Origin of the sequence: Devosia sp. (assembly GCF_028290625.1) — a bacterium.
Taxonomy (GTDB): Bacteria; Pseudomonadota; Alphaproteobacteria; order Rhizobiales; family Devosiaceae; genus Devosia.
Map to the genome: position 1 here is coordinate 36,385 of NZ_JAQGJM010000031.1, position 25,570 is coordinate 61,954.

Genomic DNA, 25,570 nt, shown 5'->3' on the forward strand with positions numbered 1-25,570 from the left:
TATCCGCGGTGTTAAAGTCCGAAGTCGGTCGATGACTGATCTGCTTCCGCAGACGACCGCTGAAGGCGCAGGAAGCCTGCGGGCATTATGAGATGTGTATGACAGGCCGATGACCGCATCTGCGGTCGATAAGACGTGCTGGGCTCCCCTTCGGCTCTTCGCGAGCTCTACGGCAAGCCTGCATATTTTCGGCCGGCATTCCAGCGTGTTTTCGTCGCGACTATTCAAATCATTTGGTTCAGCGCCCGGCGACCGGCTATGATTCGAATGCGTTCCGAAGGTCGGCGAGATTGTCGGCAGGGGCGGGCCGGCGCACCTGGCCAGCGGCGCTGGCCGCTTCCGCCGCCTGCTGCTCACTCCAGCCGGCGCCCTCCTCCATCAATTTGTCCAGGCGATCGGGCGAAAGGCGCCTGGAGAGCTCCGCGGTCAAGCGCCGGTTGGTAATCTGCTCGGTCAGCTCACGGCTCGCGGTGCCCTTGGCATAAAACGCACTCACGAAACCGTGCAACCGAGCGGCCAGCTCGGGATCGCCACTTAATGCCACCACCAGCGCCATATCTTCTCCGGCACGAACGATTGCGGCGGGCCAACCCAGCGCCCTCGCCTCCCGCAGGCTCTCGTAAGCTGCCTCGCGGGCCTGCTCGACGCTGCCGGCGGCCAGCAGGTAAGCGGCCAGGTTGCCCAAGGCGAGGGTTGCCTGGCGGCGGTTGTGATCGCGACCGTCCAACAAGCGCCGGATGTCGTCGATGGCGTTTTCGACATCACCGGCGCCGAAATCCAGTTCGGCCAGCGCAATCTGCGCGCTCGCGGCGCCGTGGGAGTCGCCCACGCTGCGGCAAACCGCCATGGACCTGCCGATCAACGTGCGCGCAGTGGCGAAGTCGCCCCCCAGATAGGCAGCCACGCCCCTGGACCGCAGGCAATTGGCAAGCGGCTTGGTTGGCCCAAGAGGTTCGAGTACCGTCAGGGCATCCCTGAGGTAGGGGATCGATTTTCCAATCGTCTCCACGGTGAGCAGCGCCGCGCCGGCCCGCGCAAGTGCCTCCCCCAAGTCGAGAGGGCGGCCGGCGGAGCGGAAAAGCTGGACTGCCTGATCGGCAAACGAAAACCCCGAATGGTCGCCATGGGCGCTGTTGGAGGTCCTGGCAAGACAGAGGCGCGCTGCCACCACCGGGGGCGTATTTTCGTCCTGATGGAGCATCGCCGTTTCGCTCCAGCGCCCGCGCTCCCGGAACAGCGAGAGCTCATCCCAAAGCCGGATGCTATGGCTGGCCAGTTCCACGCCGAGAACCGCGTTTCCATCTGACCCGAAGGCCCATTCGAGCGAGGCGCGTAGATTGTCCAGTTCGGGCTCGTATCGCACCAGCCAGGTAACCGTCGGCATTGTCGGCCAGCTCTCGCCGGCCTCGATCAAGCGGCGAATGAGGTGTTCGGCAAGCTGGCGCTGCCGACCCGGCTCGCCCAGTTCGCGCTGCTTGTCCATCGCGTATCGGCGTGTTGTCTCCAGGAGCCTGTAGCGCGGCTCGGCTTCCGACAGATCCGCAGTCAGCAGGGACTTCTCAACCAGCGATGACAGTAGGTCAAAAACCGCATGCTCGGGCGTCGGATCGCCACCCGCCACCTGTGTCGCCGATGCCAAAGTGCAGCCGCCAGCGAACACGGAAAGCCGGCGCAACAGCACCTGCTCTTGCGGGCTGAGCAGGTTGTAGCTCCAGTCGAGCATGGTGCGGAGGGTCTGATGATGGGGGAGAGCCGACCGGGCGCCGCCGCGCAGGGTGAGAAAAGACTCGCTGAGATTGGCGGCCAGCCACTCGGGCCGCATCATCCGGAGGCGGCCCACTGCCAGCTCGATAGCCAGCGGGATGCCATCGACCTGTTTGCAAATGCTGGCGACGGCTGGCGCCGTCACCTCATCGAGAGCGAAATCCTCGATCACGGCCGCGGCGCGGTTCACGAACAGCTCAACGGCGCTGTAGGCGATTGCCGCGCTGGGTGTCATTACCTCGGTGTCGGTGGGGAATGTCAGGCTGGGGACGCGATAAAGGCTCTCGCCGGCCACCGAAAGGCTCTCGCGGCTAGTCACCAGGATCGAGACGGACGGACACGTCCGCAACAGCGCCTCCGCAAGTCGCGCCGAGGCGGTCACCAGATGCTCGCAATTATCGAAAATGACCAGCGCCTGCTTTTGATGCAGGTAGGCGATAGCGCTTTCGAGAGCCGGCCGATCGCCGGCAACGGGCACGCCCAAGGCACTGCACAGGGCTTCCCCAATCAGCAGGGGATCGGCGATCGAGGCAAGCTCGACCAGCCATACACCGTCCACATAAGCGCCAATGAGGCGAAAACCCACCTCCATGGCTATGCGCGTCTTGCCTGCCCCACCAGGACCGGTCAGCGTAACCAGGCGATATCGGCGCAAGCGGGCAAGCACTTCGCTGGTTTCGCTATCCCGCCCGACGAGGGACGTCATCTGCCGCGGGAGATTGTGCGTCCGATCCGTCCGGCCAAGGAATTGATCCTGCAGCATGGTCGGGAAATTGCGCGGCTCGTTTTGCGCTGGCGCCGAGGCCATCCGCATCAGCGCCTTGGTCTCGGGTGCCGGCTCCACCCCCAGATCCCGTGCCAGAATGTCCCGGCAACGCTGGTATTGCCGAAGCGCCATGGCGCGATTGTCCGCCGCCAGATAGGCCCGCATCAGTGCACGGTGCCCCTCCTCGGCGAGCGGATCGATGGCAATCAACCGCGATGCAACAGGCTCGGCATCCCCATGCCGTCCGGCCCGCGCGTAGGCGCCAAGCAGCCACTCAAAGCGCTTCGTCGCAATCCCCCGAAGTTCGGCACGCCGTCCGTGGACCCACTCCTCGGCGACAGGGTCGCGCAGGCTCATTGCCTCCAGAAACTCCCCACCATATTCGGCGACCGCGCGCCCCAGGTCTTCAGCGGCACTATCGACCCCAAGACGCAGCAGGAAGGCGACATCCGACTGCACCGCATCGGCGGCAAATGCCACCTTCTCCCGATCGACCCGGAGGATTTCTCCCGTGTGGTCATCCAGCGTCCGCCGAATGACGGCCAGGGTCTGCCGAAGGCTTTGATGGGCCTGTTCCTCGCTGCGCTCGCTCCACAGCAAGGCCGCGATCTCCTCCCGACTGCCCCTTTGCCCGGGCCGCAGCGCCAGCCAAGCCAGCAGCAAACGGGCTCTTTTAAGCTCGAACACGACCGGTCGGCCATCGCGCAGTCGCGCTTCGAACGGTCCCAGGAGCCTGAGATAGAGTTGCGGCGAAGCCATCGACTGCGTTCGGCTCCTTGTTGCTGATTGTGAAGCTAGCAGAAAAAAAATCACGAGCAAATCACGACGCAAACCTGCGGGCATCACGCAGCCATGACGTGCGGACCGTATCGTCGATGAACCAATCGTGGCGTCGGACCTCCAGACGCCTACCTATCGTGGAAGCGGCGCCCCCCGCCGCAGGACAAGCGCCGCTTCCATGAGCATTTCTGATGGCCGTGGACGCTGCGCTCTTCTTGTCTCGGTGATAACTGCTCCAAGGCTATCCAGGGGCTCCGAAGACGGCAAAAGGGGCCCCCAGAACAAGTCGAACTCGTGCAACCAGCGGCCTGACTAGAATGGGCAACAAGCAGATAGATCGTTCGCATCCGAGGATTTGAATGGCCAATCTCTTCTATACTTTCTTTGTCGCGCGGTACGTCGGTGCTGATGGCGGAATCGCTTTCGATAAACCGATCAGAACCATTGCCGCCCATCCCATCGCGGCAGCCGAACGCGTTCTGCGGACCCGCCTCTACCTATTGGGCGACCCGCAGAACATCTTCGCGGAGGTTTCATACACAGACCCCGACGGCCAGGAAGAGCGCGTGCTCCTTTATTGTGCGTCGCTGAACGAGGCTCCAACGGCGCTCAGACGGTAGTGAGCAAGCGCCTGTTTGGCGTTTGGTGATGATGCCCGCCGGTCAGGCAAACTACATACCACTGATTTTAAATGAAATTGTGGTGCCCGGGACCGGAATCGAACCAGTGACACGCGGATTTTCAATCCGCTGCTCTACCAACTGAGCTACCCGGGCAATGGGCTGAGAGAACCAGCCCTGCGAAACGCTTGCGCCTTATAGGAGATCAGTTTTGCCGGTGCAAGGGCGAAAGCGGGTTGTGGAAAAGGACTTTAACGCGGGCCATCGGACGAAGGGCATCGGGGCTGTTTGGGGGGCGCTAGAGCCTGTCGCAATCTTTCAGATTCGCTCCATACGCTTTAGATTTCTGTTTTCGCGCATGTCTTTTACCTGGTACCGGCGCTCACTTTCGGCAGACATGCACCATCCTCTCCTGGAAGCGCGCAAATATCATGGCACCGGTCACCTCAATCGGTGTCGATTATGCGGGAGCGTCAGGGCATGGGGATAAGCCACCGAAGTCGCCTCACGCTGCGCAGAGGCTCGTCAGATATTATCATCTTCCGGATCGTGCGAGGGCACGGCGGACGTGTCGTCCTCATCAGGGTCCTTGCCGATATCGCCGGGGATGACGTAGGAGCCGGTCAGCCAGCGGTTGAGGTCCACGTCGGCGCAGCGAGCCGAGCAGAAGGGGCGGAATTTATCGACGGCCGGCTTGCCGCAAATGGGACAGGGCTTGGCCATGGTGTTGGTCATCAGACACCCGACAGCGATGACTGGTTGAGCCAGTTAAAATGCACCGGATAGCCTTCCCCGGCAAGCAGGGTGGCGGTTTCGGTCAGGGGCAGGCCGACGACCGCCGAGTAGGAGCCCGAGAGCTTGACCACGAAGGCGCCCGCAATGCCCTGGATGGCGTAGCCGCCGGCCTTGTCGCGCCATTCGGCGCTGGCCAGATAGGCTTCCATCTCCTTGGTGGAGAGGCGCTTGAAGCGGATGCGAGTTTCGACCAGGCGCTGGCGCTTGGCGCCGGAGGGGGTCAGCAGCGTCATGGCGGTGAAAACGCGGTGAGAGCGGCCTGACAGGAGGCGGAGGCAGGCGGAGGCTTCCTCCATGGTCTCGGCCTTGGGCAGGATGCGGCGGCCGACGGCGACGACAGTGTCGGCGGCCAGCACCAGCGCATTGGCGCCATAGCCGGCGGAGCGAGCCTTGTGCTGGGCCGTCAGGGCCTTGAGATCGGCCAGGCGCTGGGCCAGCTTGCGTGGCAGTTCGGCCTTTTCGGGGGTCTCGTCAACATGGGCGGGCACCAAATGTTCGGGCTCGATGCCGATCTGGTTGAGCAGCGCCAGGCGGCGCGGGGAGGCAGAGGCCAGAATCAGATCGGGACGGCTGGCCATCAATATTGCTCACATGCGGGGAAAGGAGGCGTGGGATACTGGCTAGACCAAATCAGGGGTTTTGTGAACTGCCTGTGACCAGGGCCTCCAGCCGCTCGCGGACACGTTTGCGCAGGTTGTCGCGCAGGTCGCGATAGGCGGCCAGGACCACGTCGCGGGGGCCTTCGACTAGCGACGGATCGGGCACGTGCCAGTGTTCGAGAGCGCCGGTTTCGAGCCCCTTGCGCGCCACGGCGTCGGGGGCGTCGTCGGACAGGGTGATGACCAGGTCGAAATGGGAGGCGACGAGTTCGTCCATGGTGTGGGGGGTGTGGACAGACATGTCGATGCCGCTCTCTTCCATCACCTCGTGAACAAAACTATCGGCCTTGCCGCCATTGACGCCGACCGAGCGGGCGATGACGCGGCCGGGGAACAATTGGCGGGCCAGGGCCGCGGCAATGGGCGAGCGGACCGAATTCATCGAGCAAACGAACAGCACGGTGGGGAGCTGGCTTTTGCTTTCGTCGATGCGGCTGGCATAGGGTTGAACCGCGCAGATCAGGGTGAACAGGCGGCGGGCGGTGTTGAGGTCGATTTCGAGCTTGTTGAACAGCCGCGTGCGCAGCAATTCGGCGGCGTCGTTATGCAGGCCGCGGCGGGCCATATCGACGGTTTCTATCTGGAAAGGCTGGGCCGAGCGGATCGCCTCGTAATAGGCGTCGCGAATGCGGAAATAGTCGCGGATCAGGCGGCGGAACGGGGTCAGCGACAAATAGTGCGCGGCGATGGGCTGGAAATTGTCGGGATTGCGCACGTCGAGGACGATGTAATTGCCGACGATGGAGACGTGGAGGGCAAAGGGTCCCACCGCGGTGACGCGGGCGGGGCGGAAGCTGTTGTCTTCGAGCAGGTCATAGATGGCGATGCGCCATTCATGCACCACGTCGGGGTTGATCGAGGTGATGGTATTGGGATCGAGCGTTACGGTGACGAGGCGGTCGGTGCTGGCGGCCTCGTGCTCGTTTTGCATCGAAATGCTCAATGGTTGAGCCGGATGGAAATGGAGCGGCCATGGCCATCGAGCGCTTCGACCTCGGAGAGGATCACCGCGGCCTCGGCAAGCGCCGACAACGAGGTCGGATCGCAGCCGAGGATGGAGGTGCGCTTCATGAAATCGAGCACGCCGAGGCCCGAGGCAAAGCGGGCAGAGCCAGCAGTCGGCAGGACGTGATTGGAGCCGCCCACATAGTCGCCAATGGCCTCGGGCGTGTGGTGGCCGAGGAAAATGGCGCCAGCATTGCGGATACGCGGCACCAGCGCCTGGGGATTGTCGATCGCCAGTTCGACATGTTCGGAGGCGAGGCGGTTGGCGAGGGTCACAGCCTCATCGAGCGAGGGGACGGTGATGACGGCGCCATACTTGTCCCAGCCTTCGCGAGCGAGGGCCTCCTTGGGCAGGATGGCCAGTTGCCGAGCGACTTCGGCGATCACCGCCGAGGCGAGGCCCTTTTCGGTAGTGATGAGAATGGAGCGGGCCCCTGCCCCGTGTTCGGTCTGGGCGATGAGATCGGCCGCGACCCAGGCCGGATTGGCCGAGCCATCGGCGATGACGAGGACTTCGGAGGGGCCAGCGATCATATCGATGCCGACCTGGCCGAAAACCTGGCGCTTGGCGGCGGCGACGAAGGCGTTGCCGGGGCCGACGATCTTGTCGACAGCTTTGATGGTGGCGGTGCCATAGGCAAGGGCGGCGACGGCCTGGGCGCCGCCGGTGCGGTAAATTTCGGTGACGCCGGCAATCTTGGCGGCGGCCAGAATGGAGGAGCTAAGCTGGCCATTGGGCGTGGGCACGACCATGGCGATGCGCTCGACGCCCGCGACCTTGGCGGGCACGGCGTTCATCAGCACCGAGGACGGATAGGAAGCGAGACCGCCGGGCACGTAGATGCCGACGGCTTCCACTGCGGTCCAGCGATTGCCCAGGGTGACGCCGAGATGATCCTGGTAGATGTGATCTTCGGGCTTTTGCTTCTCGTGGTGGGCGCGGATGCGGTCATGGGCGAATTGCAGGGCGCCGACGACCTCTGAGGTAACGCGGGCAGCGCCGCGCTCGATCTCCTCTTCGGTAAACCGGAGGGTCTGGGCGGTGACGCCGGCCTTGTCGAAGGTATTGGTGTATTCGACCACCGCATCGTCGCCGCGCTTGCGGACCTCGGCGATGATAGTCGCCACGATATCGCCAACCTCTTGGGAGGATTCGCGTTTGCTGCCGAGCAGGTCGACGAACTCCGCTTCGAAATTGGCGGCCTGGCTATCGAGGCGAATGGGCATAAGGAGCGGGACCTTTTTAGTCGATGGCGTGAGTGGGGGTATTGCTGGCGCCCCAGGTGGCACCCAGATCGGCAAGGCGCGCTTCGAGGCATTCGACGCCCAGGCGCACGGTGCCGCCGCCGGCAAATTGCAGCTCGATGATACCGGCAGGCCCGTCAATCGGCTGGAACACGATGGCGAGCAGTTCGAGTACGCCGTCGCTGGAATTGGGATCAAAACCGGCGGTGACTACGGACTGGACGGCATCGAAATGCAGCGCCGCGCGCTTGCGCTGGCCCTTGTCGCGGCGGCCCTGCTTGCCGCTTTCCCAGTCGAAACGGTTCATCAGCAGGGCGAAGCGCCGATCGCCGCGGGCATAGCCCATATCGGCGACACGCACGACGGCATCCTGCACATGGGCAGAGATGACATCGAGGTCTTCGGTATCGAGCGCCAGGAGCTTCAGGTCAGTCATGGAGTATCGGCCCTTTGCATGGAGACGAAGCGTATCTGGTCACGCCCCGTCCGATCTACAAGTTTGTCGGCACGGGGGCAATGCGGGGGTGGATTTTGGGCATGAGAAATCGCCGCGCGGGTGGGGCCGGGCGGTGCCATTCGAGCGTAGCTCTCATGGCCTTCTCTCCTCAAATCGATCCACTGGATCGAATTGCCCGCTATTGCGGGACGGTTCGAAGACTGCGGCATGCGGCGAGACGTGCCTCATGGGTTTGTTTAGTAAGCGAGACAGCGTCTCGCCGCATGCGATGGGGTTTCTGGCCGCCCGAACGTGGCCATCCTTTGAGTTGGGATGACGAACGTCGCGCTGGCCCAGGGATCGCGCGACCGCATTCCCCTCCCACCAAACTCCCCACGGCCGTTCGTCGCGAACCCGCAGCCATTGTGGAGATATCGGGGTGGAGTATGCGGGAGGAATTGGGGGTGGGGATAAGATGGGCAGGATCGTGCCACGCCCTCGTGGTTCGAGGCTCGCAAGGGCTCGCACCTCAACAAGAGGGCTACTGATGGAATTGCGGCGTTTCATCGGGTATCGCTGTCTCAATAGATTTCTTTGCCCGAGTAGTCCTCATGGTGGGAGCGCAGCGAGCCTCGAACCATCAGGACGTGGCAGGATCGGTGGCTTTCGCGGTGACCTTGCGGCTGGGGCGCTACCTCAGGATGGGCCCCGGCCTGCGCCGGGGTGACACCGTGGGTGGGGCGGCGTTGTGCCAAGCAAGGCGAGAGGCGAGATAGTTTCGTGCGAAACGATACCCCCACCCGGCCTCCCCCTGGCAGGGGGAGGAGGACGCGCCACTCTTGGAGCGCGATCCAGTTTAACTCACCGGTAGACTCCTCCCCCTCGAGGGGGAGGTTGGGTGGGGGTGATGAGAGCCACGATGTCGCACTATGCGGCGACCTGGCGGCTGGGGCGATATCTCGGGATGGGTACCGGCCTGCGCCGGTATGACACCGAGTGGGTGGAGGCATTGTGCCATAGACAAGGCGGTGCGGTGGGAGAGCCGATAGTTTCGGGCTGGAAAGCCAAGACTACGGCGCCGGATTGAACAGCGTTCCGGCCTCTGCGCCCATCAGCAGATAAAACGCCAGACCGGGCAGGAACACAATGGCGACAATCCAGGTGGGCACCACGCCGCGCGGGTGGACCCGGGCGAACCAGCGCGCGATCGGCAGGGCGATACGGCCCATGATGATACCGGCCACAATCGCCAGCGCCAGATAAACCAGGACGGACCAAGTCAGGCCCAGCCGCGTGGCGGCGCTGCTGTCACCGATGATCGTAACGAGCAGCCAGATGGCCGGCGCGATGGTGGTCAGCACCACCGCTGCCAGCAGCACGGGACGGGGCACCGTCCAGGTCAACAGGATCGGGATCAGGTAGAACCCGAAAACGATCAACGGCAAAACGAACATCGGCGCCCCCTGCCCGGTTCGATATCAGCCGGCGACGCGTTCGATCTCGGCGCCGCAGCGGCTCAGCTTGTCTTCCAACCGTTCAAAGCCGCGATCGAGATGATAGATCCGGTTGACGACGGTTTCGCCGTGCGCCGCAAGGCCGGCAATGACCAGCGACACCGAGGCGCGCAGATCGGTCGCCATGACCTGGGCGCCCTTGAGCGTCGGCTTGCCGGTGACGGTGGCAACCTGGCCCTCGACACGGATATCGGCGCCGAAGCGTGCGAGTTCGGCCACGTGCATGTAGCGGTTTTCGAAGATGGTTTCGCGAATGCTGGACACGCCGGACGACATGGTCATCAGCGCCATGAACTGGGCCTGCAGATCGGTGGGGAAACCGGGGAATGGATCGGTTTCGACATCGACCGGCTGAATGCCATTGCCATTGCGACGTACGCGCAGGCCATCGGCCTCCTGGGTCAGGTCCACCCCGGTGCGGGCCAAGATATCAAGCGCCGACTGCAAGTGCTCGGCGCGAGCGCCGCGCAGCAGCACATCGCCACCCGTCATCGCGGTGGCCATGGCAAAGGTGCCGGTTTCGATCCGGTCGGGAATCACGTCGACGGTGGCGCCATGCAGCCGCTCGACGCCCTCGATGGTCAGAATGCGGGTGCCGATGCCGGAAATCTTGGCCCCCATGGCGACGAGGCACTCGGCGACATTGGTGATTTCAGGTTCCATGGCGACGTTCTCAAGTACCGTCACGCCGCGTGCCAGCGTGGCGGCCATCAGAAGCGTATGCGTCGCGCCGACCGAAACCTTGGGGAAAACGATATGCGCGCCGATCAGGCCGCCCTTGGGCGCCTTGGCGACGACATAACCTTCATCGATCTCGATGGTGGCACCCAATTCCTTGAGGCCATAGAGAAACAGATCGACCGGACGCGTGCCGATGGCGCAACCGCCGGGCAGCGAGACACGCGCTTCGTGGGCGCGGGCCAGTAGCGGGCCGATGACCCAGAAGCTGGCACGCATCACCGAGACGAGCTCGTAGGGCGCCGTGGTATCGACGATGTCGGCGGCATGGAAGGTCATACGCTGGCCGGCGCCATCGTCCTCGCCGCGACGGCGCCCGTGCACCGCAATATCGACGCCGTGGTTTTCCAGAATCCGCTCGAGCTGCTTGACGTCGGCCAGGCGTGGCACGTTCTGCAGGATCAGCGGCTCGTCGGTGAGCAACGAGGCGATCATCAGTGGGAGTGCGGCATTCTTGGCGCCGGAGATGGGGATTTCGCCCCGGAGCTCATTGCCGCCAACCAAACGAATGCGATCCATTATCGGTATCCTGAAATGATGGGCGTTCTGCCCAAATCTTGACTGGCGCGCCGGGCGCCGGTGAAAGCCGGTCTTGGTATCCGAGTCATGCCCGAAGGGCAATCGAAGCAGTGAAAGGCGATCCCGGACAGTTCGCCCGAAAATAGTTTACGATGTCTTGCCAGGGTCCAGATCCTGGCCGATCTCCAGGTCCGGCGCGGCGGGCGCCTGGGCATCGGCATCCGCGCGGGCCCGGGCCTGGCCTTTGCGACGTTTCAGGTTTTCGCGGAGCTTTGCGGCTAATCTTAGCTCGCGCAGCTTGGCCTCATCGGATTTGGACATGGGCATTGCATCCAGATTGACTGGCACGGGGGTTTAAGCGCTTTTTGGCCTTGCGTCGAGATAAGGCCTATGGCAGTAGAGCCCACGTCGCCGCGCCCGATCGAACCGATCCCCCAGCGCGCCAGATGCTGCCGTAGCTCAGTGGTAGAGCACCCCCTTGGTAAGGGGGAGGCCGACAGTTCAATCCTGTCCGGCAGCACCATTTCAACACATTGATATCGTTGAGACTCTTGATTTCTCAGGGGTTATGTACATTTTCACGTTACAAATCACGTTACAAAATGGTCGGCGCTTTGGCTCGAAAAATACCCTACTTGCTGTTTCGCGATGGACGCTACTATGCACGTCGGACGGTACCGCTGGCACTTCGGCGATGCATCGGCACCAACGAACTACGAGGGCCTCTTGGAGCCGATCGAAAGGTAGCATTAGAGAAGCTGCCCGGCGGGCTAGTGACGATCAACGCTAAACTTGACCATGCCAGGCGCGCCCTTGCCGCTGAGCGTAGTGCGGAAACGACTCTGGCAGTTGCTCGAGCTGCACCCATGACGGCGTCTGAACTCGCACGAATTCACTACAACGATCAGTTGGCCTTGGACGATGCGTTGCGCGATTCCGGCCCGAACTGGGCTTCGGTCGGGATCGACGATTCCTATGTCGCTGATCTGCGCGCCCTTTCATCGGGTGCCTTGCAGGACGACCAGATAGAAACCGTTCTCGGTAGCTTCCTCAAGCGGTATGCACTGCGGGGAAATCTCAGTGCAGATCGCGGAATGCCGGAATGGCGAAAGGCGGCGCGCGCCATCGCGGAGGCGGAGCTCCAGGTCTAGCTCGCATGTATGATCGCGACGAAGGCGTCCCGGCGCATGATCTCATCCACCCGCCCCATCTCGCTCCGGTGGTGGAAGATGTCGTCAAAGAGTCGTTCGTCGAACCATTATCGCTCCGTCACTTGCTAGAGCAGCACCTCAGGCAGTTGGAAGCGCACGGTGGCGGGCTATCCGCCCGAAAAGCATGGACGCGCGTCTTCGAGGATCTACTGCAGTTTCTGAAGAGCTCGCGAGGGCTGAAGGGGTCGGTCATCCAACACGCGGATGACACCCGTCGGTTGACCACAGAGGAGGTCATCGCTTGGCGTGACGCAAGGCTCCAGACCCTTAGCCCGAAAACCGTAAAGGACGTCTGGCTAGCCTCGCTCAAGGCAGTTCTTTCTGACGCGGTCTCCGATCGGATGCTGACGACCAACGTGGCCAAAGGCGTCAGGGTGCGGATGTATGCCGCGCCTGTTCTGCGTGAGAAGGGCTTCACGGACGCCGAGGCGCTGGCAGTCCTTAAACGGTGCCTGAAGTACCAGTCACTGAGCCGCGAAAACCCGGCAAATCGCGAATCTGAGCATGTCACCGCGGCGAAACGGTGGGGGCCTTGGCTCTGCGCCTTCACCGGCGCCCGCGTTGCTGAAATCCTGCAGTTGCGCAAAGCTGACGTGCGAACGGTCGATGGGATCCACTACCTGCACATCACGCCGGAGGCAGGTAGCGTGAAGAGCAAGAAGTATCGCGACGTGCCGCTCCACCAACAGTTGATAGATATCAACTTTCTTGAGTTCGTCGACCAATCAGCCGAGGGGCCGCTATTTCATTCGCAAGACGCAGATCCAAAAAAACTGCCCGCGCAAGCTGTATCGGCGCGAGTAGGCAAATGGCTTCAGGCCGAGAAACTTGTCCCGGAAGGGGTGCAGCCCAATCATGGCTGGCGACACCGCTTCAAGACACTATCTCGCGAAGCTGGGCTGGATCCTCACATTGTCGACAGCATCCAGGGGCACACGGGGAGGACCGCATCCGATGGATATGGCGATGTAACCCTCCGCGCTAAGAAGGCCGCAGTCGACAAGCTAGCTGCGTATAAGATTTACGACTGAGCCATCGTCCGCTTGGCGCTCCATTCCGGTCATTCACGACGACTAGTCGATCGCCCGAAAGCCGACATTTCAGCCATCGCGTCCAAATTCTGGACGATCTTCGATACGTGACCCCGCTGCCTCGTCGCCGGTGCCCACAGCCCTCGAACGCGGCCGGATGATGCCCTAAGCCGAGAACACGTCCATCGTTAGACTGACTAGCCGCTACGCTACGCTCTGGAAACAACTCTGGCGCCCCGACGCGCCGCGTACCTTTTACTGCAGGCCTAGGTGGACAAAACTGATTAAATGGTGTGAGCTCAACTTGGGAAGATCTGTAGGGGCCGTTCAAATTAGCAAGATATTGTTTCTCGCTGCCAACCCGTCTGAAGAAACCAGGCTTCGGCTCGGACGGGAAGCAACAGAAATAAAGGATGCTATTCGGGGCAAGCATGGGCTCGCCAAGATTGGCTTTGAGCAGGACCACGCGATTCGGCTCAACTCGATCATTCGGATTGTCCACGGCGAGATGCCAACCATCGTCCACTTCAGTGGGCATGGCTCCAGTGAGGGCCAACTCATTTTCGAGGATGAAAATGGCAATGCCGCCCCCGCGCGCGCCGAGCCGATCGCGAACCTATTCAAGTTTGCCGGAGGCAGCACGCGCCTAGTGGTGCTGAATGCTTGCTATAGTGCGCTGCAGGCCGAAGCAATAATTGAGCATGTTGACGCGGTCATCGGCATGAACGACGCCATCGGCGACGCTCCGGCCATCGCCTTTGCCCGGACGCTTTACGAGTTGTTGGCACAAGGTGCCAACCTCAGGCAGGCATTCGAACTGGCCAGGGTTTCGATCGACATCCAGAACCTGCCTGACGCTAACAAGCCGCAACTCTTGGAGCGGATCAAAGGCTCAGCGTCTTCCACTTATTTGCTCTCCAATGAGGAGCGGCCGCCCCCTCGATAGCCCCCGCCCCGACTGCGCCGGGGGGCGGGGGCGGCGTTGGCCTGCGGCCCGCCCAGCCGCTGTATATGCCCGCATATCCCCTAGCGCGCAACTTCGTCGGGCGCGAGGCTGAGCGGCGTCGGCTTAGCGATTGGTGGCAGTCGCCGACGAAGACCATCCTCGCTATTACGGAGTTAGGGGGGATGGGAAAAAGTTCGCTTGCTTGGTCGTGGCTTCACGGGGATCTACGCGGCACCGATGTCAGCATCGGGTCCGCCATCCCGACGGACGAACGCCCAAAAGGTATCTTGTGGTACTCATTTTACGAGTCCAAAGCCAGCATTTCGGCGTTTTTCCATACCGCGCTACACTATTTCCTTGGCGTAGGCAAAGAGCCCACGGACGTCATCTCATCCCTTGTTACGGCGATGCAGCAACAGCGTGGACTGGTCGTGCTCGACGGTCTTGAACGGCAACTCTTGGGGTTCTCTGGCCTTGATCAACCTCACCGGCGCGAAGAAGAGGACTCGATCAGGTATTTCTCAGACCCTCGTCTTCGGGAGCTCCTGCGGACGATTGCGTCCGTGCCGGGTGGCGGAACCAAGATACTGATCACTTCACGTTTGATGCCAATAGAACTTGAGGGGTTAAACGGAGTTGATGAGCTTCAGATTCCCGGCCTTTCCGAAGACGAGGCGACCGAGTTCCTGGAAAGGGAAACTCAAGGCCTTAATAAAACCTTCATTGCCGACGTGGCTCGCACCTACTGTTCGCATCCCCTTGCCCTTCGTCTTGCTGCCGGGCTTCTGGCCGATCCGGGGTACGACAACGCGGCTCTGCTCGCGGGATCCGAGCCGAAGATAGTCGATGAGCTCGTCCAACGGGAGCACCACGTGTTGGAACAGGCATACGAAGCACTCAGTGGGCCAGAGCAAACGTTTCTTGGTATCATCTCGGCCTTTCGCGGAGCGACCTCGTTTGACGCTGCTAAGGCGGTGCTGGGCACCAAAAGTTTGGACTACTTCTGGGCACAAGTAGACAGACTAGTCGATCGCGGGCTGCTTTGGGTGAACAAACACCAGCAGGAGTTTGACCTGCACCCAATCGTCAGGCTCTACTGCTATTCGCGGCTAATAGACAAAACTGCCGTCGCCGACCGTATTAGTGGCGTTTTCGAGTCGATCCCGCGACCTCAAACTATCAGGACGCGAGAGCAGGCCGAACCTTTGTTGGAAATCACTTATCAATACGCGCGGGCCGGACGATACGATGATGCATGCCGGCTATTCGACGACGCGATTTGGATGGACCTCGGCGTAAAGCTGGACGAAAATAGATTGATACTTGACCTGATAGCCCTGTTTTTTCCGGAAGGATGGGCGGGGGAGTGTGCCGTGCTTGATCAGGACCTTGGCGAGGGGCTCGTGCAGAAGACGGCTCAGGTTTTGGCAAGTACGGGCCGATATAGTGATGTTGTGGCCTTGCTCGGCAAGGGAAGCCCGTCACGGCGAGAAGGCAATGCTCAGGTTGGCCAATTTTTTGGCCGGGCACTCTTCGAAACCGGCCTTTGCGCAGCAGGGATCGACGAGATGTATCGCGCATTGAACCTCACGGAGGATGAACACCGAAAGGGACATATGCACGATGCAATCGCGCTTGTTTTCTCAACTATCCATTGTACTACACAAGCCCGCTACCACGCCCGGGAGATGAAAGGCTGCTACAAGCGTTCGAGGCGTTTGGATGCCCGTCACCGGTTTGAGGTAATTTTCCGCAAAATCAACGTACTGAGCTCGTCGCGCAAGGCGGAGCGTCTCGTCCAGACCCTAGAAGACGCAGCGAAGGAACTTGGATGGGACGCCACTACCAAATTACTTGTGCAGACCAAGGCGGAGCTGCTTATCCGACGGCTTGAAGCCGCGAAAGGGAAGCACAGCCGGGTGAAACAATTCATGACGGGTGTCGACGGGGTCGCGGACGTCGACGAGGCGGACAGGCTTATCAGCGAGTTACTGGGGGAAGCGCGGAACACCGGCGACACGCCGCTGGAAGGTTTGCTGCTTCGGCTATCGGCCCGGCTGACAGTCTACAGCGATCTCGAACGCGCTGCCGCCGCCGCCAACGAGTCTTTGCGGATTGCGCGGCGGCTGGACAGCGTCTTCACCAAGATTAGCGCTCTTCGCGTCCTGTCGGACGTGGAGGTAAAGATAGGCGAATTCCGCCACGGCCTAGCCCATCTTCGTGAGGCCCGAGCACTCGTTCCTAAAGACGCTATTTGCGAGCCGCTACGAAGCGAGATTGCGACAGAATTGCACAACCTAGAGCGCGCCGCACCCCTATAAGGCAGCGGGCACGGGCGCAGCGGGCCGTTCTGCGACCTTCTCTGGCAGAAAAAAGTGGAAGAGAGGTCGAAAAATCTAGTCGCTGCCGGGCTAGAGCGCCTTACGGCCCTGCGGCTTGGGCAGGATATCGTCGATCTGGTTGGGCAGGACGGTCTTGACCGCGGGGCTGTTCTGGATCGCTGCAATGACCTCGGGGTCGCCGCTCACCGATGCCGACATCGCAGAGGTCCGAACCTTGCCCAGCGTCACCGACCCGGGCCGGCCAAGGCTCTCCTCGGCTGCTTGGATGACGTAGCTCGCGGTGTCGTTGAGCGATTCCGCTGCGACGCCTTCTTCAAAGAAAATCTGGGCGCCGACGGGATCGCCTCCCTGCCCCTGCCTCGCGAGCTCCGCCGCGACGGACTCGTTGGAAAATTCGACGCTTGCTGCGACTTTTTTGTGGGTCATGTCCATGCCTCCGGCAACGCGCTAAATATGGGCGCACCGTGCCGAAATTGCGAGCATCTTGTTTAGGCGGGGCGCGGTCTTGCCTTCTTCGCCGGCTGACGGGTCGCAGCCTTCCTGGCAGCCGTGACGTCCTCCACCGGCATGGCAGGGTTCTGTAACGGCTTTCTGCGGCGAGGCCGAGCAACTTCGGCGCTCGCGGTAGCCGCTGCTTTGGGCAACGGAAGCCCCGTGAGATGCTGATAGGCTCGAGGCCCGTTCGGCAGGCCCCGATTGGCCCGCGGGGCCTTCATCTTCCCCAGCTTGCATGAGGCAATGATTGCCGCCTCGAGTTCATCCACCGTCGCCTGCGGTCGCGCCTGCAGCAGCACGGCGGCCAGCCCCGCTACGTGCGGCGTCGCCATCGAGCTCCCATCCATCTCGGCGTAAGCGCGTCCCGGAATGCATGACAGCACGGCCACCCCTGGGGCGACGAGATCGGGCACCAGTGGAGCGTCTGGGCGGCTGAACGTCTGGCTGGACGAAAAGCTCGCCACCGCCCCCGCGATATCCATTGCCCCGACCGACAGCACCGTGCTGTAGTTGCCGGGCGATCGCGAGGTCAGCGGCCCCTCATTGCCCACCGCGATGATCGGCAGCACGCCAGCCGCGCGGAGCGCGTTGATGATTTGCTCGAAGGCCGGGGTGTATCCCCTGAGGCCCAACGACATCGAAAGGATGCGGCAGCCGCGAGCGATAATCCAGTCCATACCGGAGAGGATGCGATCGATTACCTGCCCGCCTTCGATCACCAGCGCCGACGCCAGCTGTGCTCCGGGCGCTACGCCGAAGCTACCCTTGGCGCCCGGCCTTGCCGCAATCGTTCCGGCGGTGTGTGTCCCGTGCTCTCCGCTGTCATAGGGCAAGGCACCCACCACCTCGTCGCCGGCCATGTCGAACTCGGCGAACGCGGCGATAGCGCCTTTGAGCGCAGGGTGCTTACCGTCCACGCCGGTGTCGAGGTGACCGACAAGGACGCCCTTGCCGTCAAAGCCCGCCGCCCAAAGCTTGTCGACTTCCAGCGTCACGATGCCCCAGCTTACCGTCTTGGCCGCCTTTGGCGTCACGGCACGCGTCGCGACCGGCCTGATAAGGCTGAGCTCGGGCGCCTTCTCGACCCTAGACACCGCGGGATCGCGGTCGAGGGCGGACGCGCCCACCCGGTTCACATAGCCAATTGCTAGACCGAGATGCGGATAGACCCGCATCCGGCGATCGGCCGCCGACTGCGACCGACGAAAGTCCTTGCTAGCGGAGGAACGAGCGGTGACCGCAAGGCTCTCGGCCTGCGTCTCTGCCGGGATCACGAAGTGGTTCTCTAGGCCCGCGGCGGCGGTGTGGGTCGGCGTTCGCGCCGCCCGCATGCTAACCAGCGGCCCTCCCGCCGCCACGGCCTCCGCTACCACCGGTGGCGCCAGCGTCACGATAACCTTGGCATAGCCTTGGACATTGATGGCTTCGTCGATCTCACTGCTGAGCATGGGCCCCTCCCGGTTGATTATGATGACTGCGGCACCGGTACCGAAAGTGCGGTACCGACGGTGCTCATGGTCGCCTGCCCCGCCTGGGTCGCCGTGACGGGCAGCCCGAAACCCCAGAAAAGGCAGAACAGAAAATCGGTCCAAAGCCCGAATCCGGCATTGGAAAAAACCACGACGTAGCTGCCCAGCGCAGTCGCCAGCAGCCCGAATACGATCCAGAACACGATGCTGGTCCGCTTCACGTCGAGCGCCAGGTCGGCCAGCGTTGGCACCGGGGTGTCGGTCACGGATGCGGCCACCGAAAACGCCCCTATTTCGACGTCGATGACCGCCTTCGCATCGTCAAGCGACTTGGCCATGGCGCTTTGCATATCGATCGTCGCCGCCGCCGCGCCAATAGCTGGCGCGTTTTCGCCAGTGTTGAACGCGACCAAAGGCTCAAGGCCAGCATCGAGAATGAACTCTATGATGCTGCAGCGCTCAACCCGGGCGGCTAGCGCCGTCTTGTACTCGTCGGCCCATGCTTCCCCCCCTGCGCCCGGCACCGGAAAGTTCGCCGGTAGCAGTCGGTTCCGATCGAATTCCTCGATCATCGACCGTCCCGTGAGAACGGCGAGTTGAGTGCGCGTGGTTTGCACATGGGCGCTGATTGGGGCAGGCAGCTTTGCCAGCCTCGCCGCGAGCGCGCTGGCACGATCGCTCAGCGCGATCAGCGGACGCAGCAGCTCACTGCGATTGATCCGGTTCTGCGCCCAGGTCGATGTCAACCAGGCGGCGATAACCCCAAGGAGCACCACCAGTACCCCAAGGGATTGCAACACCAGTGAGGTGCCATACACCGTGAAGGCTATAGTCTGCCCGGCGGGATCCTGATCGGACCCAATCGTGATGGACCCCGTATACTTGCCGACCAGCGGCTTCGCCGGCTTCAGCTTGAGGCCATTCGCCGAGTTGGCGTCGAACGCCAGCTCGGTTGCGGGTGAGCAGACGTCTCCGGCATCGCACAGCTCCCAGCCGCCGCTGACCAAAGCGTGGGTCTCATCGCCGACCAGGTCGGCTTGCATCAGCACCACCCCGGTCGCCGGTCGCCCGGTGACCGCGATAGCGATGTCGATCGCTCCATCAGTCCCGAGACCTACTTCAGCATGCGGCCCAGTGATGGTCCATGTGAAGGTGCCCGAGGGCGTGTTGGCGAGCTGATAGGGAAAAGTGGCGACGAGGTCACCCAGCCGGATCGCCAGATAGCGCTGCTGGCTGATCTCACCTTCAAGTCCCGAAGCCTCGACCGTCAGTACCCAGCGCCGGCCCCCCTCTTCGCTGGTGATCTCGGTGGGCGTGACGGTGACGGCCGCGGCACCACTCGGGACCCCGAGCTCGCGGATGCCGAGCGTCGCCGCCATCTGCGTCTCCGAGAGATTGTGCCCTTCGAGGATCATCGCGTCGCTGGCGGTTGCTGCGCCGTCTTCCAGCGTCACCACCGCATCCACCAGAGCCAGCTGCTGCGCCTTTAGGCCAGCAGCCGTAGCGAGGAGCAGAAGCGCAACGGCAATAACTATCCTCAGCATGTCTCTCACCCTCAGAACAGTGCCGGACGGTCGGCTGCGAACAGCTCGAAATGCATGAAGTCCTTCGTGCCCCTGGCCGCCCCGAGCCAGCGCAGCCCGCCGCCATCGCTCGCGACCAACGCGGCAATTGCTTCCGGCGCGTGGGTGCAGAAGCCGAATCGCGCCACCGTTGCCGCTTTGCCGTTCGCGGCACTGGGCGCCGTGGTGGTTGCCGCCTTACGGAAAAGCGCTGCCGCCTCGCCTGCCAGCTTTGCCATCGCCCGGGCCTTCACGGGAGTTGCGCCCTTGTCGGTGAACATCACTTCGAGCTGGCTCGTTTTCGGCGGCTGGGCCGTTGCAAAGCCGTGCGCCTTGGTGAGTTCCGTCGCCGTCAGGTTGAGCCCGAGCCGCCGCTTGACCATCGTGGCCGTCGCGGCCTTGAAGCCCGCATCATTCTTGAAGGCGGCCATGAAGTCGGCGTTGGCCTTGCTGATGACCTTTGCTGCCGGCAGCAGCGTGTCATAGGCCGCCGGCGTCCGCAGCAGCTCGCTCTCAGGGCCATAGAGGTCTACACCCGTGATCGCCGCGATCAGGTCGAGCGGCAGGTTCTCCTCCTTGATGTTGGGGTTGGTGTCCCAGTCGATGTCAGCGGCACTGCCGAACGAGTGCATCGAGAGCTGATCCGGCGAATTGACATTGGGCCGGATCACGAAGCCGCCGATCTTCTTCATCGTCGCGATTGCGGCCGACGCATTCTTCGTTGCGGCCAGTGCCGCAGCTTTGGCAAAGCACGCCTTGAGGTTGGGGTGGACCGGCGCGCCGCTATTGGCCTTGGGGAAGCCCGCGGAGACGAGCTGCGTGTAGTAAGCGTTGATGCGGGCGATGGCCTTGTCCGGATCACCCGGGGCGCCGAACTGAGCGAAGAGCTTGCCGCGCATACTCTGGTAGCCGGCAAACTTGCCATCGACGTTGTTCTGGACGAACGGACTGAGCCGGCTCCACTCCGCGTTGAGATCGACAGCGGCCGCAAGCCCGCCCCTGCTTGCAGCCAGCTCCGAGCTGCCAGTGCCGACCAACGCAGTCGCCAGAGCATGGTTGAGCGCCGCTTCGAGCTCAGCCTCATCGAGCGCAGAGACCAGTTCCTCGATGGCAGCGGGATCAAGGCCGGGAAAGATCGGCGTATTCCGATGCGGATCGAACTCGCGGACCTGCCGCTCGAACTGCGGCCACAGCCAGAGCAGCAGGTCGCGGTCCTGAACCCGCGCCAAGGTACTACCGATCGCCGTGATGCCACGCAACGAATGCCGAGCGGCGGCCGCAAAGCTCTCAGTCGACCCCGCCAGCAGCCCGTCCGCGGGCCACGCCGGCCACGTCGGCGCCACCGTCAGCGGGAGTACCTTGGTCAGCGCCGCGACGTTCAGGCCGGCAGGCATCGCCTGCTTGGACACGAGCTTGCCGTCATCCGACTTTGCCCGCTCCGCCGCATAGGCCGGGGCGCCGTTGTAGCGGGTCCATCCCGCGATGGCCCAATCGATCCAGGTGATCCCCGCCTTGTGCGTCTTCCTCAGGGCATCGAGGAAAATGTTGATCCCCGCTCGCATGTTGTCGCGCCAGTCCCAGGCGATAGATGCGGCCAGATCGTTGGGATGGGTGAACTGCGAGAGGCCGATGCCGAAATCGAAGGCCCCCACGGGATAGCGCGTCGGATCGCGCGGCCAGGTGAAGCGAACGCCCTTGTACTTGACGTTGTTCTGGCTGCCGCTCGCGAACTGCTTGAAGCCTGCCTCCCAGGCAAAGATGGCATCCAGCATGGTGTGAAGATTTTGGTCGCGCCCTGGCAATGCCGACCTGATGAAGGCACGCACTGCTTTCTCGTCCGGGTTGGTGCCGACGATCCGCAGGTGGACATAGTCCTGTAGCCAGTTGGCTGCACCCGGCGGTTTGACAGCAACGCTCAGGATCGCATGCGCTCCGCCCACATGCGCTTCCGCGGGAGCGCTCTTGGGGAAGAGCACGAGCGCCGCGGACCCGCTCTCACCGCGCCACTCGTCGCTGAGCGGCGCGACTTTGCTGCGATAGTGCGGCGTCTCGCCGCCGGAGACCTTGCTGAACCGGCCGAGCACGTGCCTGGTCTGCAGCCGCCAGATGACCGGCACCACCTTGGGATCAAAGCCGCTGACCTTGCAACTGAACTTGATCTCGGGCATCCCGCCCGTGACCGGCAATTCGAAAACGTTACCGTTGAACCCATCCGCGCGCGGCACGCCGCCGGCGGAATAGCCAGGTGGATCGGCTCGATCCAATCCCGATATCTCGAGCCCAAACGGCCCCTCGGCGAGTCGCCGGACCGGAAGGCCGAGCCCGTCGCCGCTTCCCTCGAAGACATCATCGTCGATAACTGGCGGCATAGACGCGCGCTCCCCGCTCGCCCCGAAGCTAACTCATCACCGGCTGCGAAAGCAAAAGCAACCGCAGAGGCCAGAAACTTTCTGCAACTTTCTATGTTGTCGTCCATACGCCACTGTAGCTTGGAAGTCGATCTGATATCGGATACGCTCACAACTGTCTTGAGATTTTGTCGTCATAGATTTTCGGCTACACTGCTAGGAAGGTTGCTCTGCGCAGGCCGGCTGGAAAACGTTTATGCGTCGTTACTGAAGTAACGTGAGCCAGTGTTTCGGCAGTCGAGAGGCCGGCCTATGGCCTCCGATATTCGATGCCTGACGCGGTCTACCAGGAGTAAGCGCATGCCATCGATCGAGGAAATACGACAGTACATCGCCGAGCTCGACCTTGCGGAACGACCCGCGCCCGCTGCCGCCGAAGTAACACTGCCCACCCCACCGACTTACAAGCCCGACGTGCCGCAGATCATCACCGTTGGCTCGCAGATCTCCGAATTTGCCAAGGGCGTCCCTGTCGAGCTTCGCTCTACCATCATCAATAGCTTCTTACTCGCACAGCTTGCCGCCGACCGCTGGATCGAGACCCACCCCCACTCGAGCGACGACACCTGGTACCGGTCGTACCTCACGATTCTGAAGAAGTGCGGGTGGCTCGTGGAGCGCGATGAGACCGCGCTCCAGACCGTATCGGGCGATGGCTCCAAGGTCCACCGCGAGATCATCAAGGTCCTCACCCTCGCATTGGGGCCGGTCGTCAGTGCCGCGTCGCTCGTCCTCGGCGTCGTTAACGGCCTGGCTGCCATGGAAGACGGACAGCCCTTCGTCACAATCTTCGATCGCGCCAGCCAGCACGCGGAAGCCCAACTTTTTCAGATCAGCTACGTCGATGTCGGCCCCAACCGCGAACCGCGGATCAACCTCGCAGCCTATCATATTGAGGCGAATGCCTCGGCGACACAGATCCTGTTCTTCAAGTTCGCAGGCAGCAACGCCAAGCTCCGAACCTCGAGTGCCAACCTCGCGATAGATGAGGACGTTCTCGCGGACGTCAGCGACGCCATCGGGGAAAAGGTCAAAGAACACATTGTCGGCAGTGTCGCCGAGATCGAAATTTAGCGCACGAAAGCAAGAGGGGGACAAAATGGCGAAGGCCAAAACGAAATCCACGATCGCCAAGGCGACCAAGACGGGCGCCAAAGCAACGACGGTGAAGAGCGTTGCCGCCGGCAAAGCTCGGCCCGATGCCGATCCGGCCAACCCGGGACGGAACGAAGTCAGCGAAACAGCCGACCTCGCTACCGCTCGCGTCCTTGCCAATATCGGCGCGCCCGGCTGCGGCGTCGAGGAAATGGCCCTCGCCGCCACGACCCCAACCCTCGCGATAGACATTAGCAAGTTGCCGCCTTCCTCACCGCTTGCACCACCTCAAACCCGCGTGTGACCTACGGCCTCGGCGCCAAGGGTGCCATTCTATGGCGCAGTTCCGGGTAAGGCCTTCAAAGAAGTTGATTGCAGCGGCTTCGTGCGCGAAGCGATCCGCCGCGCCACCAATAAGGGACCGTTTCCCGACGGCTCGGTAGTCCAACACGACTGGATCCGTGAGAAAGGCTTCGCCGCCTCGACGATCGCTGACGCCGGCAAGAAGGACGGCATCATCCGCATCGCCTTCCTGCGTCCCCAAGATGCAGCGAGTGGCGTTGGCCACGTGGTTATCGTCCACCAAAGCGTCACCTATGAATCACATGGTGGCACCGGCCCGAATTCGCGCGAATGGACGGGGTCTGGACGGCAGACAAAGGCCAAGGTTTATATACTATCCTCGGCGGTCCGTTTCCGTTGGCAGCATGGACTCCGTCCTGCTCGCGAACGGCGCATCGTTCACGGTCAAGAAAGGTCACCGTTACCGCGCCACCGTCTCCAAGGGCTCGAGCAGTTCGCCGCCAACGATCGCGTCGGCGACGAGCTCAAGCGCTATGGTTTCAAGGATATCCGCGTGACCGGTGGCGGCCGCACCCGGACGGCGGAAGTCACCTGGGACGGTCCCGACACCACCGCCCAGATCGACCCGCACCTCACCAACATCCTCGAGCTTCGGACAGACCCAACGTAAAGCATAGCGAAAACCCGCGTTTTCCGCAGGGTTTGCACCTCTGAATTCTGAGGAGCAATTGTGCGATCGCGGGCTTCCTCAAAAGACCAGAACCGAAAGAACAATTATTTCTCAATTGGCTAAATCAAGATGTGAGCGTAGGAGTGTGGGCGGTATGCGGCCTAACATGCGAGGTATGAGGGGCGCCGCCCCCCCCCCGCGAGGAAAATCCGTGCTGTCGCTTGTTCCCCGGATCCAACCCCAGACTCGCTCTGCCTGCAGGAACACCAAACTAGCCGCGCTTGTTGCGACAATGTTGAGCAAAGCCTGCGGCAGACCGACATTAATCAGCATCGGCATCAAAGTGGGTGGCGCAGCGAGAATAAACCCTGCCAACGGAGCAAGGGCGGCGGCGATCCCCACCGCCACACCGTGCCACGGGTCAGTTGACGACCCCCGAAGGCTTGGCGTGCTCCCAATCCAATGAGCACGACCAAAACGATCAGTATGGCGCCAGCGCATGCGGCAGTGCCGGCGACGGCAATACGCCAGGCAAGCGCCGTACAAGCGGCGATGGCTGCTGCTGGCGGTCCCCCGAAAAACCCAGAAAGAACCAGCAGGGTCGAGCGGAGATCGACATGCATACCGGGCTGGAATTCTACCGACATCACCATGCTGGCCATCGCGCCAAGACCCATGGCTACGCCGAAGATCGAATTACGAACCGTACCACCGAACCTGCTTAGTGAGTGCCGGGCTTGGGCCCACGCGAATACAAACAGTGTTACGACGGAAAGATTGCCGATCAGGTCCTGCCCAGTGGAAATCAAACCACACCTCGCCGCAGCTGGACCGGACTTGCGCCGGAAGGCCCGCAGGACGCGCGGGTCGGCCAAGATGAATACCAGTTAAGTGTTACGATTCCCGCATCCGAATTGACTCATCCGCAGGTTCGCCATGATTCTTGATGTCTAGGATGTTGTGCGGACATTCCTTGTTGATTGGGTGTACGGCCGCAATGCGCCCCATTCTGGCCATTAGAGCGCCAACCTTGAATTCCCGGAAGCGGACTCTGTGAACCGACCCCGCGGGTAGTTCTAATCGGCCGTTGATCACGTTCTATGGAAATGTTCAAATCGCGATCGAGCCTTCTTGCGCGGGGACGCGACGTGCTGGTGAGGGTCGAGCGATCTCGGTCAATCCAGAGGGCCATGTGTC

General features: G+C 62.3%; 22 protein-coding genes, 2 tRNA genes and 1 pseudogene. 9 read left to right on the forward strand and 16 right to left on the reverse strand.

Translation table 11 applies throughout. From position 1 onward, the window contains the following. Window positions 1-256 precede the first annotated feature (256 nt). Window positions 257-3,373: a BTAD domain-containing putative transcriptional regulator gene (locus JWR51_RS17150; protein WP_299750218.1), complete on the reverse strand. Its 3,117-nt coding sequence runs from the start codon at window positions 3,371-3,373 to the stop codon at window positions 257-259. 296 nt (window positions 3,374-3,669) lie between these two features. Here JWR51_RS17150 and JWR51_RS17155 point away from each other — a divergent pair, with 296 nt between their 5' ends. Next, window positions 3,670-3,930 (forward strand): hypothetical protein, encoded by a 261-nt coding sequence (locus JWR51_RS17155; RefSeq protein WP_299750221.1) that lies wholly within the window; start codon window positions 3,670-3,672, stop codon window positions 3,928-3,930. Window positions 3,931-4,010: 80 nt separating this feature from the next. On the opposite strand, the gene JWR51_RS17160 is transcribed toward JWR51_RS17155, so the two are convergent. From JWR51_RS17160 to JWR51_RS17205, 10 genes and pseudogenes are all read right to left on the reverse strand, one after another. Beyond that, window positions 4,011-4,086, reverse strand: a tRNA-Phe gene (locus JWR51_RS17160). A gap of 369 nt (window positions 4,087-4,455) precedes the next feature. Beyond that, a complete protein-coding gene (yacG, locus tag JWR51_RS17165; protein WP_299750353.1) occupies window positions 4,456-4,653 on the reverse strand; it encodes a DNA gyrase inhibitor YacG in 198 nt (65 codons plus the stop codon). Between the two features lie 11 nt (window positions 4,654-4,664). Beyond that, entirely contained in the window at window positions 4,665-5,303 is a 639-nt protein-coding gene (locus JWR51_RS17170) for a Maf-like protein (protein ID WP_299750224.1), read from the reverse strand. A gap of 52 nt (window positions 5,304-5,355) precedes the next feature. Beyond that, entirely contained in the window at window positions 5,356-5,784 is a 429-nt protein-coding gene (locus tag JWR51_RS17175) for an arsenate reductase ArsC (protein WP_299750356.1), read from the reverse strand. 57 nt (window positions 5,785-5,841) lie between these two features. Beyond that, window positions 5,842-6,315: pseudogene (locus tag JWR51_RS17180) on the reverse strand (UPF0262 family protein); the annotation flags it as partial. Between the two features lie 8 nt (window positions 6,316-6,323). Next, the gene (gene hisD, locus JWR51_RS17185; protein ID WP_299750227.1) at window positions 6,324-7,616 is read right to left on the reverse strand and encodes a histidinol dehydrogenase; all 1,293 of its coding nucleotides are present in this window, start codon (window positions 7,614-7,616) and stop codon (window positions 6,324-6,326) included. Between the two features lie 16 nt (window positions 7,617-7,632). Beyond that, window positions 7,633-8,070, reverse strand: coding sequence for a DUF2948 family protein (locus JWR51_RS17190; protein WP_299750230.1), 438 nt, complete (start codon window positions 8,068-8,070; stop codon window positions 7,633-7,635). A gap of 1,070 nt (window positions 8,071-9,140) precedes the next feature. Next, a complete protein-coding gene (locus JWR51_RS17195; protein WP_299750233.1) occupies window positions 9,141-9,524 on the reverse strand; it encodes a hypothetical protein in 384 nt (127 codons plus the stop codon). A 24-nt stretch (window positions 9,525-9,548) separates the two neighbouring features. Beyond that, a complete protein-coding gene (gene murA, locus JWR51_RS17200; protein WP_299750236.1) occupies window positions 9,549-10,841 on the reverse strand; it encodes a UDP-N-acetylglucosamine 1-carboxyvinyltransferase in 1,293 nt (430 codons plus the stop codon). Between the two features lie 147 nt (window positions 10,842-10,988). Next, the gene (locus JWR51_RS17205; protein ID WP_299750239.1) at window positions 10,989-11,162 is read right to left on the reverse strand and encodes a hypothetical protein; all 174 of its coding nucleotides are present in this window, start codon (window positions 11,160-11,162) and stop codon (window positions 10,989-10,991) included. A 127-nt stretch (window positions 11,163-11,289) separates the two neighbouring features. Between JWR51_RS17205 and JWR51_RS17210 the strand changes: the two genes are divergently transcribed. The 5 genes from JWR51_RS17210 to JWR51_RS17230 all read left to right on the forward strand — a co-directional run bounded on the left by JWR51_RS17210 (window position 11,290) and on the right by JWR51_RS17230 (window position 16,350). Beyond that, window positions 11,290-11,364 (forward strand) — tRNA-Thr (locus JWR51_RS17210). A 343-nt stretch (window positions 11,365-11,707) separates the two neighbouring features. Further along, window positions 11,708-11,992, forward strand: a complete 285-nt coding sequence (locus JWR51_RS17215) for a hypothetical protein (RefSeq protein ID WP_299750242.1) — start codon at window positions 11,708-11,710, stop codon at window positions 11,990-11,992. Window positions 11,993-11,997: 5 nt separating this feature from the next. Beyond that, window positions 11,998-13,083 (forward strand): tyrosine-type recombinase/integrase, encoded by a 1,086-nt coding sequence (locus tag JWR51_RS17220; RefSeq protein ID WP_299750245.1) that lies wholly within the window; start codon window positions 11,998-12,000, stop codon window positions 13,081-13,083. Between the two features lie 343 nt (window positions 13,084-13,426). Then, complete coding sequence (locus tag JWR51_RS17225; protein ID WP_299750248.1) at window positions 13,427-14,029, forward strand: CHAT domain-containing protein; 603 nt, start codon at window positions 13,427-13,429, stop codon at window positions 14,027-14,029. 182 nt (window positions 14,030-14,211) lie between these two features. Then, window positions 14,212-16,350, forward strand: a complete 2,139-nt coding sequence (locus tag JWR51_RS17230; RefSeq protein WP_299750251.1) for a hypothetical protein — start codon at window positions 14,212-14,214, stop codon at window positions 16,348-16,350. Window positions 16,351-16,440: 90 nt separating this feature from the next. Here JWR51_RS17230 and JWR51_RS17235 read toward each other — a convergent pair whose 3' ends face one another. The 4 genes from JWR51_RS17235 to JWR51_RS17250 form a co-directional block, all read right to left on the reverse strand. Next, window positions 16,441-16,797 (reverse strand): hypothetical protein, encoded by a 357-nt coding sequence (locus tag JWR51_RS17235; protein ID WP_299750254.1) that lies wholly within the window; start codon window positions 16,795-16,797, stop codon window positions 16,441-16,443. A gap of 62 nt (window positions 16,798-16,859) precedes the next feature. Continuing rightward, a complete protein-coding gene (locus JWR51_RS17240; protein WP_299750257.1) occupies window positions 16,860-18,314 on the reverse strand; it encodes a S8 family serine peptidase in 1,455 nt (484 codons plus the stop codon). A gap of 17 nt (window positions 18,315-18,331) precedes the next feature. Further along, window positions 18,332-19,789, reverse strand: a complete 1,458-nt coding sequence (locus tag JWR51_RS17245; RefSeq protein ID WP_299750260.1) for a hypothetical protein — start codon at window positions 19,787-19,789, stop codon at window positions 18,332-18,334. Window positions 19,790-19,890: 101 nt separating this feature from the next. Next, window positions 19,891-22,266, reverse strand: a complete 2,376-nt coding sequence (locus JWR51_RS17250; RefSeq protein WP_299750262.1) for a hypothetical protein — start codon at window positions 22,264-22,266, stop codon at window positions 19,891-19,893. Between the two features lie 339 nt (window positions 22,267-22,605). On the opposite strand from JWR51_RS17250, the gene JWR51_RS17255 reads away from it, so the two are divergent. From JWR51_RS17255 to JWR51_RS17265, 3 genes are all read left to right on the forward strand, one after another. Further along, a complete protein-coding gene (locus JWR51_RS17255; protein WP_299750265.1) occupies window positions 22,606-23,379 on the forward strand; it encodes a hypothetical protein in 774 nt (257 codons plus the stop codon). A 25-nt stretch (window positions 23,380-23,404) separates the two neighbouring features. Further along, a complete protein-coding gene (locus JWR51_RS17260; RefSeq protein WP_299750268.1) occupies window positions 23,405-23,704 on the forward strand; it encodes a hypothetical protein in 300 nt (99 codons plus the stop codon). A gap of 81 nt (window positions 23,705-23,785) precedes the next feature. Continuing rightward, complete coding sequence (locus JWR51_RS17265) at window positions 23,786-24,373, forward strand: hypothetical protein (RefSeq protein WP_299750271.1); 588 nt, start codon at window positions 23,786-23,788, stop codon at window positions 24,371-24,373. A gap of 338 nt (window positions 24,374-24,711) precedes the next feature. On the opposite strand, the gene JWR51_RS17270 is transcribed toward JWR51_RS17265, so the two are convergent. After that, window positions 24,712-25,248: a LytS/YhcK type 5TM receptor domain-containing protein gene (locus tag JWR51_RS17270; protein WP_299750273.1), complete on the reverse strand. Its 537-nt coding sequence runs from the start codon at window positions 25,246-25,248 to the stop codon at window positions 24,712-24,714. Between the last annotated feature and the right edge of the window lie 322 nt (window positions 25,249-25,570).